Raw genomic sequence first — 14,445 nt, forward strand, 5'->3', positions numbered from 1 at the left:
GCACACAATTATTAAAAAAATTGAAATCCAGGAGTTCGCTGTAGCCAATTTGAATCCCCACTATGGATCTACGTCATAGCACCGCGATATCTCAACATAGATTCCGCTAATGAGTAGCGGAATGACGAGTTTTACGCTTATCAAGTTGTAGGTAAATCCTATTTAATACGCTTTTTCTAGTACTCTGCTTTTCTTCTTAAATGCATTGATCTTTTTTCTACCGTATTTAGTCTTTAACGTACTTGGCCTTTTAAAGACCTTTTTGCTATTACGTTTTTTAAATTGCACACTACAATCAAAATTTGGCTCTCCTTCTTTGTCTGCCAATGCAGGCAGTCTTCTCTTATCTTGAGGTGTAACAAAAGATAGCGCATGCCCTTCAGCTCCAGCACGTGCAGTTCTGCCTATACGATGAATATAGTCAGCTTGCGATTGTGGTGCATCATAATTGATAACATGTTGAATGTGGGGAATATCAAGGCCGCGAGAAGCAACATCTGTTGCAACCATGATTTGATTGCGGCCACGACGAAAAGAATTAATGACCCTTTCGCGCTTGTGCTGCCTTAAATCACCATGAATTGCTAAAGCGCTATAGTCATCTTTGTGCAATCTGCTAGCTAGCAGATCCGCTCCTTGCTTTGTTTTGACAAAGATAATGATTGATCCTTCGCGCTGACATAGTTGTGTAACAAGCTTTTCATATTTTTCTGATTCTGATGCATAAACAATCTCTTGCTTAATTTTTACAGAAGTTGTAGTCTCACAATCAACAGAAATACGTTCTGGTCGATTAAGGTACTTCTCAGTAAGTTTAACTATATCACTAGGAAGAGTTGCAGAAAACATAAGAGTCTGCCGTATTTTTGGCAGATATTTCATGATCCCTTCAATTTGAATTCCAAAGCCCATATCAAACATACGATCCGTTTCATCAAGCACAAGAACGCTAACATTGCGAGTAATCAAAGTTTTACGCTCAATATGGTCTATAATACGACCAGGAGTACCTATTACAATTTGTGGTTTTTTCTGAAGCTGATTTAGCTGCCTAAAAATAGGCTCACCACCAATCAACAAAGCGACCCTTAGTGCAGAATTTTGAGATAAGAGTTTTCTTATCTCATTTGTTACCTGATGCGCAAGCTCCCTGGTTGGCACGATGACTAAAGCTGAACCAGTGTTAGGCTCATTCAGCAACTTAGCAACCAATGGAATAGCAAATGCCAAAGTTTTTCCAGTTCCCGTTTGAGCAGATCCGAGAATATCTTTACCTTGTAGCGCTAAGGGAATCGCTTGTACTTGAATCGGAGTTGGGACGAAAAGATTATTTTTATCTAGAGCTTGTGTAAGCGAAGCTGGGAGACCCATCCCATGAAAATTATTCACAATACGTTAATCCTGTTAAAAGATTTCATAATAGATTAATCTTCCAATCTTAAATTTATTGCAGATTTTTTATCTTCTCCGTTTCTACCGCGCTCCTCTTTAACCTCATAACTCACCCTTTCTCCTTTTATTCCCTTCTCTTTATTCTCTCCTTTAAGTGTCTCAGGCCTTATTCCTGAACGTTCCAATGTGCTAATATGTACAAAAACATCACCCCCTTTACCTTCTGGCTTGATGAAACCATAGCCTTTTTCGGCATTAAACCATTTTACATTACCAAATTCCATTTAAACAACTCCTAAATTATTAACTAACATTACTAATGTGATGAAAAACTTTGAAATTACGATTGAGAATGCTTTAAGCTTAGCTATTGAAACTAAACCTTTATACTCCATAGTCTATTCTTAACATTACATGACAATAATACACAATTGTTGTACTTGATGCAAATAAATTTTTTAATCGTTAAGCGAACCTGCAACCGTCATTTCGCTAACTTTAATTGTCGGTGAATTAAATTGCCCACAAAAAGTTAGATCATCTGCAACGACTAAATTGCTAAACATATCCTTCAAATTGCTAGCAATGGTAATCTCATGTATTGGATACGTTATTTTTCCATCTTCTATAAAAAATCCGGAAGCGCCTTGGCTGTAATCGCCATTGATTAAATTGATACCAAAACCAAATAAATCAGTTACATATACTCCCTTTTTCACTTCCTGAATTAATTCTTCAAACGATACATTACCATTCTCAATATAGAAGTTACTAGCTGCAGGAATAACTGCAGCATTACTTGCACGAGTTGCACTTCCGGTTGTTTCTGAGTCTAATTTTTTAGCCGAGTATAAGTCTAAAATCCAATTTTGTAATATTCCGTTTTTTACAAATATATTTTTTTTGCTAGTTATCCCTTCTCCATCAAATGGTCTCGATGCTATGCCTCTTGGCAACAACGGGTCATCGATAATATTAATTCTATCGTTGAAAATCTGAGCGTTTAAACTACCCCTCAAGAAAGAACTGTTGCTTATAATACTGCTCCCATTTATAGCAGAAGCAAAACTTTTTACTAGCCCTTTTGCTGCTCTTTTTTCAAAAATAACTGGAAATTTACCAGTTTTAATTGTACGTGAATTCAATTGATCAACTGCTCTTTTTGCTGCTTCTTTTCCTATTAACTCTGGCAACTTTAAATCACTAAAATTACATGCTATATCATAATCGTAACCAACCTTCATTTCACTTTCTCTTCCAGCAACAACAGAGACCTGATTAGCAAAGGTTGATTTACTAAACGAGCCAATAAAACCAGAAACAGTCGATAATACTGTATTCACTAAAGCGTATGAAGAAGAGGCTCCTTCAGAATTAGTGATACTCTTATGTGCAAGGGCTGAATTTTCTGCAGCTTCAGCAATTTCTTTTAGGTTATCAACGGTTACAACATTATTATCTGAGATACTTAAATCTGCAGAAGAGATATAATTACTACCATTTACAGCAAAATTAATGCAAGGATCTTCTGGCGCATTCTTTGCCATTTCTACCACTTGGCTTACCGTATCACTAAGATTATTCAAATCGTTTGTAGAAATATACGCAGCTTTGTTTTTACCTGCTATAGCTCTGATTCCCACAGTGCAATTTTTAGATTGTGATATTTGCTCAATTTTTGATAGACGCTGAGAAACTGAAGTTTTATTAGTCTCATATATTGTAACTTCCGCGTCTTGATTCTGCTTTTTTATTAATTTAGTGATATCTGCTGCAATATTTAATATATTCATTTTCTATTCCTTAGATTTTTATAAAGACTCTGCACCACCTATAACTTCAATTAAATCAGTTGTAATTGCTGCTTGACGAGAACGATTATAAAGCAATGCTAGTTTGTTCAGCATCTCTTTAGTGTTTCTGTTTGCTGATTCCATAGCAACCATTCTAGCACTATTCTCACTTGTTGCACTTTCAAGCAAAGCAGAGTAAAGAGCAATTACAACGTAATCTTGAACCAAAGATTTTAAAATAAATTCAATGTTTTGTGGTTCATACTCATAGCCGTAATCTATTGTTGGACCAGCCAGAGAGTTGTCAATCAAGGATGAGTCTTCACTCCATGGTTTTATTGTTTCCAACATTGGTTTTTGCGTGAAGGTATTATAGAATTTACTATAAAAAACTTTAACTTTATCGTATTTACTTAAATCTATACCATCAACCAAAGCTTCTACGTGCTTTAACGTGATTCCCTTACTATTTTCAATTTTTAAGATACTTTTAGAGTCAAATCTATTTTTACCTACATCAAAAGCTTTTTTACCAAGAAATACAATATCTACTTTTTTGCCATTTGCGATTAACTTATTTTGACTAAATTTGACAATAGAAGAGTTAAAGTTGCCGCATAAGCCACGATCAGACGCAACAATGAATACTAGGTAAGAACCGTCGTTACTGACATTTAGAATTTTTGCCAGTAATTCTTGATCAACTGATAGCATTAATGAAGAAATAATGCTATGCAGCTTAGATACATATAATTTTGAATTTGATAATTTCTTTTGGCTTTGTAATAACTTTGCTGCAGAAACCATTTGCATTATTTTCGTGGTTTTCTGGACAGACCTAATATTCTTAATTCTTAAGGATAATTCCTTTAAGCTCTTCATTTTGTATACAACTCTATTTATTAAAAATATATAACTGTTAGTGTCTAAAAGCAAGTTTTTTTGACATTAAAACCAAGTCTAACTAAGAAACTTGCAGGTTTATTGTTTGAAGATAAGGATTATATTAAGAAAGTGTTCTAACTTCAGCAATATCAATGTGAAAGTAGCCTAATGGTAATTTCTACACTTTGTGGAATCTTATAATACATAATAAATACAATTAAAACTATTACAACTTGAACACTTATGATCCCATTGCTTTAGTTCTCTGTTACAATTTTTACACTTCCAGCCTGGATCAGGCAAAGCTTCTGAGCCCATCTTGTTTAGCCAATAAATTACCTTGTCGTGTTCTTGCAATGTAACCTTGAGCTGTATTACAATAAAGTAGATTGACATGTAATTAGCTTTTTTGATAGCAGTGTCTAAATATTGACTTGCAAGATCATATTTACCTGAACTCATTGAGGACAAAGCAAGTAAACAGTAACTAAAATAATAATCAGGGCGTAAGTTGTATAGTCTTTCAGCACCTTTACTATTTAAATTGATGTACATTCTAGCTGACTGAGGAGTAGGATTTACTGCATATTCTATCTCTAGCACTGCAGAAGCTTTTCTGATTTTTCCAAGTTTAATATATAATTCTGCCTTTAAATAATTGATGGGCCGAAAAGTTGCATAATAACTTTGTGCTCTGAATAAAGACTTTATAGCCCCTTTAAAATCCCCTTTACTTTCATATTGTTTTGCCAAAGCACAATAAAAAACTGCAAACATTTCTTTATGGTCAAAGGGAAGAAAAATATTGAACTTAACTGCTTCCTTTAATCTCAAAATTGCATTAATCCAATCTTCTTTCAATATGCAATGCTCTATTTGAAAGGGAATAGATAGCATTTTATCGTTGATTGAGCTAGAGCAATATTCTATAAATTTTTGAAAGACTACCTTTTCTTGTTTAAGGTAAACAATTAGCTTATTGGCTAGAAGTAGAGCTAAGTTACGATTTTTATTTGCAATGTCTGTTAAACCATTACTGAAAAAGCTGTAATTTCCCGTCTTACCTGAGTTAAAGAGCTTTATTAAAGACAACCTATCGCTCTTCTCATTTAGACTTTTAACTACCTTTTGGGCGTTCTCTATATTGTCTAAGTCTATGCTAAAGAAAGCTTCAAAGAGAAGCAATTCTTCCCTATCCCTTCTTCTATTTCTTATGTTGGCAAATGTTGATGAAATGGAGGAAAAAAAGCGTACAAGTGTAATTAATAAAAATAACAAAACTACACAAGTAAAAATAATGAAATATAGATCAATACTTATAGCGTAATTGCCTAATTCTAATTTTATTACTTCACCACTTACCTTGACCCATATGCCAAATAAAAACGAAAAAGCGAAAATTATAAAATAAATCATGAGATATATTGTAATAAGTGATGATATATTGTTGAAATATTCTTAGAAGCTACAATAAGACCATTCAATTTATTCAGCCATGGCTTGAATTCTGGGTGTGCTAAATCTCCTATTGTAGTAGCTATGCTCTGCCAATCATTATCGTTTATTGACTCCTCAATTTTCGCAAATTTTACTCTTAATGGATCATTCCGGTCGTCTACCTTTATCCAGTTTGAAATGATTTTTTTTAATAATGTACTTTTATTGTAGTTAATAACAGCAATGGTTTTTTCAAAAGATAATTTTAATTCATGTAAAGTATTTATCTCTTTCACATTTTCTAATTCACTCATTGCATTTTCTATCTCTGGATCGTCAAGCTCTGATATCAAAGGCTTTATTGAATTTATATGATTATCAAATTTTGCTTCTCGCAATAACGAATCCTTCATTTTAACCACAAGTAATAGCAATTTTGCAAGGTTCTTACATCTTGAGTTATTATCACCTTGCTCACACTGAGTATGCTGACTTCTCTTTAAGTCAAATATCCTTTTTTCCGTTCTAGATTGATTAACTTCAAGCAACATTCTAAGCTCATCCATGCCTTCCATTAAAATTTTCACATTATTTTCACTCTCTTGCTGATTTATTTTAAAAAAGATTATGTTATTTATTGCGATGTAACCGGTAAATAACAATACAATTAAGAACCAACCTATGTACTTTTGCTGAGTATCATTCATAACGTAGTATCTCCGCAGGATCTTGTGCAGCTGCCTGCAATGCAGGAGCAATTGTCGCTAAAAATGATAAGAATAACGCAAGTGCAGAAATATTTACTACGTCTTGGGGTACTAATATCACTGGCAAACTTGAAAAAAAGTATATCATAGGATCAAACAGCTTGACGTTAGTAACGTTTTCTAAAAATACTCTAATACTTTCGATATTGAGAGAAAAAACGACACCTATAATACAGCCAAGACAAGTTCCCGTAAAACCGATTAATAGACCACAAGCACAAAATATGCGCATAATGCTTCCACTTGTTGCACCAAATGTACGCATAATTGCAATCGCGGATTTCTTTTCTTGCACTATCATCATTAAATTTGAGATAATATTAAACGCTGCTACAACTATAATCAAAGTAAGAATTAAAAACATCACATTTCTTTCAGTTTCTAAAGCACTAAAATAATGGCTTTGTTGTGATTGCCAACTTTCAGCTTCCATTCCTATTTCTTTTTCTATAGCATCTGCTAGCTTATCAGCTCTAGTAACGTCGTCTACAAGTACTTCTATATTTTTTATACTATTTTCATAATTAAAAAAGGCTTGTGCTGATTTTAGAGGCATATATATCAAGGTATTATCATACTCAAACATACCCATATCAAATATTGCTATAACTTTATATTTTTTCATTCGCGGCATTTCACCAAGTAATGCATCAAATTCTTCAGATGATATAAACGTAATTTCGTCGCCATAGTCAACGTTCAAAGCTTCTGCCAATCGTGCTCCTATTATTATCCCTTCATCAAATTTTTTTACATCACCTATAATTACATTATTTGTAACGGCAGTACTATCAAGCAAATCTTTAGTTGACACACCTCGCACTACGCTACCTGCAATTTTACCATTTGCTACAATAATAACTTGATCATTGGTCATAGGAGTAGCTTTTAATATACCAGGAATTTTCTCAATAGATTTCGAAACTGTGCAGTAATCTGAATTTATGTTCCTATCAAAATAAACATTAATATGGCCATCAATGCCAAGTATTGAGTCAAGCAACTTTGCTCTGAATCCGTTCATCACAGACATCACTACTATTAGCGTTGCAACTCCAAGGGCAATGCCGATAATAGAGAACAAAGTCATTATAGAGCAAAATCTGGCATTTCTTGCTCGCAAATAGCAAGCAGCCATAGTAATTTCAAAGGCAATGGACATTACAAAATATTTTGAGGTAAAACATTATATTTTTGAAACTTCGTATAATTGTAGACTTTTCTTTATTTGAAAACTAGAGATTTTTGCTTCCTTAAATTTAGCAGACTTATAGAGTATCTTTAACATTAGAATTTCAAAATCTTCCATATACATCATCCAACCTCACTATATCATTATCAGATAAATGCTCTCCTATCTGAAATTCAACTATTTCAAGTGGAGAGCTTGTGCTTCTATAACATAAAAGAAATCAAGAATATTATTGGCTTTATTCAATAAGTTATGATACTTTCCTTCCATAATTTTCAAATTGTACAACTATTTGCTTTACATTTACATCTGTGAGAAGAGCACTTTTGCTAACATGAGGTCTCGGATCAGATTTTGCTGATAAGGGATTCATCTGAGATATTTCATCCCTCATTGGAAATAAGCGAGATTGGGAAGCAACTTTTGGTGATGGCCTAGTTTTTTTCTCCACATCTATATTCACTTGTGCAACAGGAGGGGTCCTGCTTTCAATAGTTTGCGCATTAGGACTTTCTTTTGCTTGATTTTGTTTGAATTTTTTTCTTATCTCTTGTACTTTAATATCGATATTATAATTAATTTCTTTTTCCATAGAAGATACTACCATTTCTAGCTTTGTGCTTGATTTTTGATCAGTATGACCTAACTTTTTAAGTTTTGGTGGTAATTCAGGTTTATCTTTAGTTGATTTAGAAACAGTTCCTACTACTTTTGGTTTTTGTCTAACTTCTTGACCAGCAGTAAACATTTTTTTTGGCAATGGGGGTGCTATTGATGGTTTTGGCAATATTGGAGGTTTAGATTGTTGTTTTTGTTTAAGTTCTTTTTTTGCTTCTATATGTTCTTTAGAAACTGTTGCATAAATTAGCTCTTCTCTAGGCGATTTTGAACTTTGTGAATTTTCTGTTAAAATTTTACTCTTCTTCTCTTGATAATTTGATATCTCTTTGTATCCAGGCTTTTCATCTAATGAATTTCCATGGCCTGAATCATTATAATTAACTTCCACTTGTCTATCTTCTTTTAGAAAACTGCGTTCTGGCTTTTCTGGAGCTATTACAATATTTCCTCTTTCAACTTGCTCCAAACCTGAAATTTTACGATAAGCCTCTAGATATTCAAAGATTGTCATTGAAGTAGGAAGAGGTAATTTATCAATAAAACTACTTATATTCTTAACTGGAACATTTCTTCCCGAGATTCTATTCAATATTTCCTTTAATATCTTAAGACCTGATGGCTTTCCATTCATCGATTTTATATAATCAATTGAGTCACTACGTATAACAAACTTAGCTACATCTTCTGCCTTATCTGTAAAACGCTTTAATGCCTGAGATAAATCCCTTACCGTTTTATTATAATGTCTAATAGTTACTAACTCATCTCCTGCTTTTATAGCTTCTTTAAGGAAATCGAGATTTTCTCTATAATTGTCACTTTTAAATGGATCCTTCATATTAATTACAACTCATTATTTATTAAAATATGGGTATAGGTTTAAAATATTAAGATTTAGTAAATATTATTTTTTACATAAAGCAGCTATACCCATATTATAAATTGCCAACAAATGCATTTATGGCGTTACCATATTCTTCCATATACATCATCCAATCTCACTATATCATTATCAGATAAATGCTCTCCTATCTGAAATTCAACTATTTCAAGTGGAGAGCTTGTGCTTCTATTTTCAATCCTATGGGAAACTTCCCTTGGGATTTCTATCATATGGTCTTTTACTATAGCATATTCTTTGTCGCCTAAACTAACATACCCAACTCCCGATAGTACTATATGGTATTCATCTCTATAGTGATGGAATTGCTTAGAAGTGCAGCTTAATGGATTTATAAAAAGATATTTTATAAGAAAATTTTCGCTCATTAAAATTATACTATAAAACCCCCATGGCTTGACTTCTCTTCTTATCGCTTTTGCTTTCTTAACCTTATTAATAAACGATATTAGGCTTTTGTTTGGTTGCTTATAAGCTCCACCAATAAATTTTTATTACTTTCTGTCGTTGAAACTGGTTCTTTTTCTCTAATCACATGCTGAAATGACACTGGTTCTTTGCTAAACTTCTCACTCAATTCTAAAACTGAATTCCAAGTTCCAACATCCAACCAATCGAAATTAGCCTCTACCATTGTAATGTTCTTTGCTTTTTCCATTACCAAGTAATCAATGGATATGCCTTCAATTCCTGCAAAATCTCGTTGTTTTAAATATAGAAATCTCTCTTGCGGTGTGAAATGTTTCACACTTGCAAAACATGAATTGTAAAGATTCGGGGCAGATTTTTTGATCTCATCTATGTAGCGTTTTGCTTTAAATACAAATATTCCAGAGTTCCAATAATGATCGTTACTTAACTTACGCTCGGGTTTTTCTGTAAAATCTTTCACTATATGACATTTTTCTTTCTGATCATATACTGCATTTATATAGCCGTATTCAGAATTGAATTCATGAGGCTTAACCCCAAAAGTTACTATAGAGTTAGTTTCAGAGGCTAACTTAGACGCTTTCTCAATAGAAGCATAAAAATTATTTAAATCGCCTATAAAATGGTCTGAAGGCAGAATTAACATTATCTCGTTTTCATTGCAGAGAAGCGCAGCAATTAATATCGCTGCTGCTGTTCCAATTTTCACTGGTTCGAAAATCACTTTATATTCTCGCAGCGTATGCAACTCCTTCTTCACTAACGACTCGTACTGTATATTTGTGGTAATTATGGGTGGCATATAACTACTTTTTAGTCTCAACAAAGTGTTGTGAAACATAGTGTTCTGACTAAATATTTTCTGAAATTGCTTTGGCTTAGATAAAGGCCAAAGTCTACTGCCACTACCACCACATAATATCACAGGGCGCATATAGTTAAGAAAATTAATTAAATAATTAATATCTTATACTAAGAGCAAGATGCATGCAAGTTTTTGTTGTAAAATGATTAAATAGAGGGTGGGTATCAATTTAAAGTAATGGCTAATTAGCGAGGCATAGCTGTACGAGCATTGTGATTTGAGCTTACCAGGAGGGTGTCATCCCAGTGCCTAGACACTGGGATCCAGCAAAATCGATCATAAACAAGCGCACTATACAGCATTTTCAATGAAACTACCAAAAACTGGATGCCAGTGTCAAGCACTGGCATGACACCGCTTGTTATGAAAATTACCTACAAATCACAACGTTCGTACAGTTGTAATTAGCGAGAAGGTAATCGAATTTCTTCATCTCGCAATGAATTTCGTTTGCTTAGTACTTTATCAGCATGAGGAGCGGCACTCACTTTCTCCTGATTGGTAGCCGCTTTTTTAGATTCAGCTAAGCTTTCATTCTTTAAGCTTTTTTCAACACCTGGTTCTCTAAATTTATCTATACTTTCACTACTTTTATTCAGCGCGTTTTCTAAGCCTCTCCTCCTGGCGTCAAGCTCATCCCATGTGCCCACTATACTAAGTGGCTCATCATCATTTTGCTCCGGCTTTAGCCTTTCTCCACCTTTAATAACATTAAAGTCACTTTTTGCTTCTTCCCAACATCCTTTCAATTGGTGTTTCCACATAGTGTAGTAAGCATCACCATACTTCTTCTTATCTGCTACAAATAATAAAATTGGAGCCTTAAGTATAGTAGCTCCCATATTCACTAAATTTTTTACTGCCATTGCAGGAGTAAATAAAAGATAACCAAAAGACTTTGCAATTGGATTTTGTTTGCTTATTAAATGCTCCCCTAACTTTATAGGAAGAGAAGTCAACAATTTAGTACAAACTTTAGCCAAGCTTGTAGCAAAAACGATAGGAACAGATATAAGACTTTTATCTAGCTCTAGATTACCATTCTGATCTCTAATTTCAGAAAAACTAGTGTTTAACTTCTTGTAATCACTAGTGTATAGTAATTTTCCATTTCTTCCTTTTTCATCAACAACTTCCTGAACTTTACCTTCTTTATTTTTTACCTCTACAGAAGAGTTAGTTAATTCAAACGGATATTGAGGATCATTAGTTTTTTTAGCTTCAAAAATTGGCACGTATTTTTTCAAATCCATTCTCGAAAAGCCTAATGGCTCAAAATATGACTTATCTAACCAATCTATAGGAATTTGCTTACCCTGATTGTCTATATAATTGATAGTAAAATAAGATCTATCATTATCATTATCTTTATTTTCGGTAACTAAAGATAATCTGAAACTTGGTTGTTCTCCATTCTCATCTTTTTGACCATACAAAAGTTTATACGTGGGTTTTCCATCTTCTAGTATAAGCTTTCCATGTATATCCCTGTTTTCTATAATTTTTCCAGACTTTTTAATCTGATCGTAATTCCCTGGATATTTGCATTTTCTTTCACCTTTATATGTCATTACCTTTCTAAGGTCTTCGACATAAGTTGTGGCAGGCTCAGATGAAGTAAATAGACCTTTTGCTTTAAGTGTAAGATCTGTTGCCCCCTTTTTTAATACCCCGAACATATTGCTAAACCAAAATCGCTATAATGCTATAGCTCAATAATAAAACTAGTACACTAATAATATATTAACACAGAATTGGCAATTTTACAAGAAAATATGCCTGTAGAAGATAAAGCTTGTAAAAGCAAGGACTATATAAGTAATGCTTGATAAGTACTTTATGCATGTAATTGTAAAAATCCTTAGAGGTACGCTGTGTATATAATCTTCGCACACTACCTGCATTCCAAGAACTGCGTGCCAAAAAATGCAAAACAACAATACAACAAAAAATAAAAGCTCTAAAGGGTGATTAATAAATTTTTCACTAAAAGACAAAGAGCTATCAGTATAAAATGCGCAAGAAAATGAATAGATAAACCAAGGAAACAGGAATAGTAAAATTACCGCAGAAACACGCTGGTCCCACCAATGATGTACTGAATTTCCAGATTGACTCATATAAACATAAATAAAAAAGCCATAGTAGAAAGAAGTAGCGTTACTGTCAGCAGTATAGCACTCCTTGAAACGCCAGTAATTTCTAAATTAAGCCCAACATCCCACAATAAATGACGAATACCATTAAGAAAATGATATACAAAACTTATAAAACATAAGACATAAGCTAATTTAGCAACAGGAGTGAATAATAATGCATTTAAGTACCTTACTATAAGTAACTCAGGAAAGTAAACATGTAATATGAAATACCAAGAAAGTATCATTAATAAAAGGAATAGCAAGATACCAGTCAATCTGTGCATAATAGAGAAAAAACTAGTAACTTGTACTTTATATATTTGTAAATGTGGAGAAAGAGGTCTATCACTCATAAAATTCCGTTATCGGGAAATTAAAATAAAGTAGAAGTAAAGACAGCAGTATAGCACATAACAACACCATCATTAAAAATGGTAAGTTATGTGCAAAGCCTAAGGAGGTAATCCAGCTGCAGATTCCCCTACCGCTACCTTGTTACGACTTCACCCCAGTCACCGATCCCACTTTAAATAACTCCCTCCTTGCGGTTAGGTCGTTAGCTTCGAGTGAAACCAATTCCCATGGCGTGACGGGCAGTGTGTACAAGACCCGAGAACGTATTCACCGTGGCGTGCTGATCCACGATTACTAGCGATTCCAACTTCATGCACTCGAGTTGCAGAGTACAATTCGAACTGAGATGGCTTTTAAGGGATTGGCTTAGCCTCGCGACTTTGCAGCCCATTGTAGCCACCATTGTAGCACGTGTGTAGCCCACTCCATAAGGGCCATGATGACTTGACATCATCCCCACCTTCCTCCAGTTTATCACTGGCAGTTTCCTTAAAGTCCCCAGCATTACCTGATGGTAACTAAGGATGAGGGTTGCGCTCGTTGCGGGACTTAACCCAACATCTCACGACACGAGCTGACGACAGCCATGCAACACCTGTGTGAAACCCGGCCGAACCGACCCTATCCCTTCGAATAGGTATAATTTCCATGTCAAGGAGTGGTAAGGTTTTTCGCGCTGCATCGAATTAAACCACATGCTCCACCGCTTGTGCGGGTCCCCGTCAATTCCTTTGAGTTTTAATCTTGCGACCGTAGTCCCCAGGCGGAATGTTTAACGCGTTAGCTGTAATACAGAAAGTAAACTTCCCATATTTAACATTCATCGTTTACAGCGTGGACTACCAGGGTATCTAATCCTGTTTGCTCCCCACGCCTTCGCGCCTCAGCGTCAGATTTGAACCAGATAGACGCCTTCGCCACTGGTGTTCCTCCTAATATTTACGAATTTCACCTCTACACTAGGAATTCCTCTATCCTCTTTCAATCTCTAGACTAGCAGTTTTAAAAGCAATTCCAAGGTTGAGCCTTGGGATTTCACTTTTAACTTACTAATCCGCCTACGCGCCCTTTACGCCCAATGATTCCGAATAACGCTAGCCCTCTCCGTATTACCGCGGCTGCTGGCACGGAGTTAGCCAGGACTTCTTCTGTGAGTACCGTCATTATCTTCCTCACTAAAAGAGCTTTACAACCCGAAGGCCTTCTTCACTCATGCGGCATGGCTGGATCAGGCTTTCGCCCATTGTCCAATATTCCCCACTGCTGCCTCCCGTAGGAGTCTGGACCGTATCTCAGTTCCAGTGTGGCTGATCATCCTCTCAGATCAGCTATAGATCATTGCCTTGGTAGGCTATTACCCCACCAACTAGCTAATCTAATATAGGCTCATCTAATAGCAATAAATTTTTCCCCCGTAGGGCGTATACGGTATTAGTTGCCGTTTCCAACAATTATTCCGTACTACTAGGTAGATTCCTATACATTACTCACCCGTCTGCCACTAAGTTATACCATAGCAAGCTACAATATAACTCCGTTCGACTTGCATGTGTTAGGCCTGCCGCCAGCGTTCATTCTGAGCCAGGATCAAACTCTCAAATTTAGACTTCAACCTATAAAAGGTTGAGGGTACATCGGATAAATCCGACAAAAAATAATTTAGCT

At 34.8% G+C, this 14,445-nt stretch carries 11 protein-coding genes, 1 rRNA gene and 1 pseudogene; all 13 read right to left on the minus strand.

Annotation, left to right across the window (positions count from 1 at the left end; genetic code table 11):
- Nucleotides 1-162 precede the first annotated feature (162 nt).
- Complete coding sequence (locus ACQH1X_RS01845; RefSeq protein WP_425386391.1) at nucleotides 163-1,389, minus strand: DEAD/DEAH box helicase; 1,227 nt, start codon at nucleotides 1,387-1,389, stop codon at nucleotides 163-165.
- A gap of 35 nt (nucleotides 1,390-1,424) precedes the next feature.
- Entirely contained in the window at nucleotides 1,425-1,676 is a 252-nt protein-coding gene (locus ACQH1X_RS01850) for a cold-shock protein (protein ID WP_064124857.1), read from the minus strand.
- 174 nt (nucleotides 1,677-1,850) lie between these two features.
- On the minus strand, nucleotides 1,851-3,185 hold the full coding sequence (locus ACQH1X_RS01855; protein WP_419246988.1) for a TldD/PmbA family protein: 1,335 nt from the start codon (nucleotides 3,183-3,185) through the stop codon (nucleotides 1,851-1,853).
- 18 nt (nucleotides 3,186-3,203) lie between these two features.
- Nucleotides 3,204-4,067 carry an ATP synthase F1 subunit gamma gene (gene atpG / locus ACQH1X_RS01860; RefSeq protein ID WP_425386392.1) on the minus strand — a complete coding sequence of 288 codons (864 nt, stop codon included), beginning with the start codon at nucleotides 4,065-4,067 and terminating at the stop codon, nucleotides 3,204-3,206.
- Nucleotides 4,068-4,265: 198 nt separating this feature from the next.
- Nucleotides 4,266-5,486: a heme biosynthesis protein HemY gene (locus ACQH1X_RS01865; protein WP_425386393.1), complete on the minus strand. Its 1,221-nt coding sequence runs from the start codon at nucleotides 5,484-5,486 to the stop codon at nucleotides 4,266-4,268.
- Nucleotides 5,483-6,214 carry a hypothetical protein gene (locus tag ACQH1X_RS01870; protein WP_425386394.1) on the minus strand — a complete coding sequence of 244 codons (732 nt, stop codon included), beginning with the start codon at nucleotides 6,212-6,214 and terminating at the stop codon, nucleotides 5,483-5,485. Before ACQH1X_RS01870 ends, ACQH1X_RS01865 begins: the two co-directional genes overlap by 4 nt.
- Nucleotides 6,207-7,436, minus strand: coding sequence for a lipoprotein-releasing ABC transporter permease subunit (locus tag ACQH1X_RS01875; protein WP_425386395.1), 1,230 nt, complete (start codon nucleotides 7,434-7,436; stop codon nucleotides 6,207-6,209). The genes ACQH1X_RS01870 and ACQH1X_RS01875 overlap by 8 nt, the downstream gene beginning before the upstream one ends.
- Nucleotides 7,437-7,716: 280 nt before the next feature.
- Entirely contained in the window at nucleotides 7,717-8,925 is a 1,209-nt protein-coding gene (locus ACQH1X_RS01880) for a hypothetical protein (protein WP_425386396.1), read from the minus strand.
- Between the two features lie 128 nt (nucleotides 8,926-9,053).
- Nucleotides 9,054-10,354, minus strand: a pseudogene (locus ACQH1X_RS01885) (sugar phosphate nucleotidyltransferase).
- A 335-nt stretch (nucleotides 10,355-10,689) separates the two neighbouring features.
- Nucleotides 10,690-11,964: a hypothetical protein gene (locus tag ACQH1X_RS01890; protein WP_425386397.1), complete on the minus strand. Its 1,275-nt coding sequence runs from the start codon at nucleotides 11,962-11,964 to the stop codon at nucleotides 10,690-10,692.
- 84 nt (nucleotides 11,965-12,048) lie between these two features.
- Complete coding sequence (sdhD, locus tag ACQH1X_RS01895) at nucleotides 12,049-12,405, minus strand: succinate dehydrogenase, hydrophobic membrane anchor protein (protein WP_425386398.1); 357 nt, start codon at nucleotides 12,403-12,405, stop codon at nucleotides 12,049-12,051.
- On the minus strand, nucleotides 12,402-12,779 hold the full coding sequence (gene sdhC / locus ACQH1X_RS01900) for a succinate dehydrogenase, cytochrome b556 subunit (RefSeq protein ID WP_010963112.1): 378 nt from the start codon (nucleotides 12,777-12,779) through the stop codon (nucleotides 12,402-12,404). The genes sdhD and sdhC overlap by 4 nt, the downstream gene beginning before the upstream one ends.
- 100 nt (nucleotides 12,780-12,879) lie before the next feature.
- Nucleotides 12,880-14,383, minus strand: a 16S ribosomal RNA gene (locus ACQH1X_RS01905).
- Nucleotides 14,384-14,445: the final 62 nt, after the last annotated feature.

Source organism: Wolbachia endosymbiont (group A) of Barypeithes pellucidus (assembly GCF_964030885.1).
GTDB lineage: Bacteria > Pseudomonadota > Alphaproteobacteria > Rickettsiales > Anaplasmataceae > Wolbachia.

Coding starts and splice junctions, on each gene's coding strand:
- ACQH1X_RS01850 (WP_064124857.1), bottom strand. CDS start 1,676: ATGGAATTTGGTAATGTAAAATGGTTTAATGCCGAAAAAGGCTATGGT.
- atpG (WP_425386392.1), bottom strand. CDS start 4,067: ATGAAGAGCTTAAAGGAATTATCCTTAAGAATTAAGAATATTAGGTCT.
- ACQH1X_RS01870 (WP_425386394.1), bottom strand. CDS start 6,214: ATGAATGATACTCAGCAAAAGTACATAGGTTGGTTCTTAATTGTATTG.
- sdhD (WP_425386398.1), bottom strand. CDS start 12,405: ATGAGTCAATCTGGAAATTCAGTACATCATTGGTGGGACCAGCGTGTT.
- ACQH1X_RS01880 (WP_425386396.1), bottom strand. CDS start 8,925: ATGAAGGATCCATTTAAAAGTGACAATTATAGAGAAAATCTCGATTTC.
- ACQH1X_RS01875 (WP_425386395.1), bottom strand. CDS start 7,436: ATGTCCATTGCCTTTGAAATTACTATGGCTGCTTGCTATTTGCGAGCA.
- ACQH1X_RS01890 (WP_425386397.1), bottom strand. CDS start 11,964: ATGTTCGGGGTATTAAAAAAGGGGGCAACAGATCTTACACTTAAAGCA.
- ACQH1X_RS01855 (WP_419246988.1), bottom strand. CDS start 3,185: ATGAATATATTAAATATTGCAGCAGATATCACTAAATTAATAAAAAAG.
- sdhC (WP_010963112.1), bottom strand. CDS start 12,779: ATGAGTGATAGACCTCTTTCTCCACATTTACAAATATATAAAGTACAA.
- ACQH1X_RS01865 (WP_425386393.1), bottom strand. CDS start 5,486: ATGATTTATTTTATAATTTTCGCTTTTTCGTTTTTATTTGGCATATGG.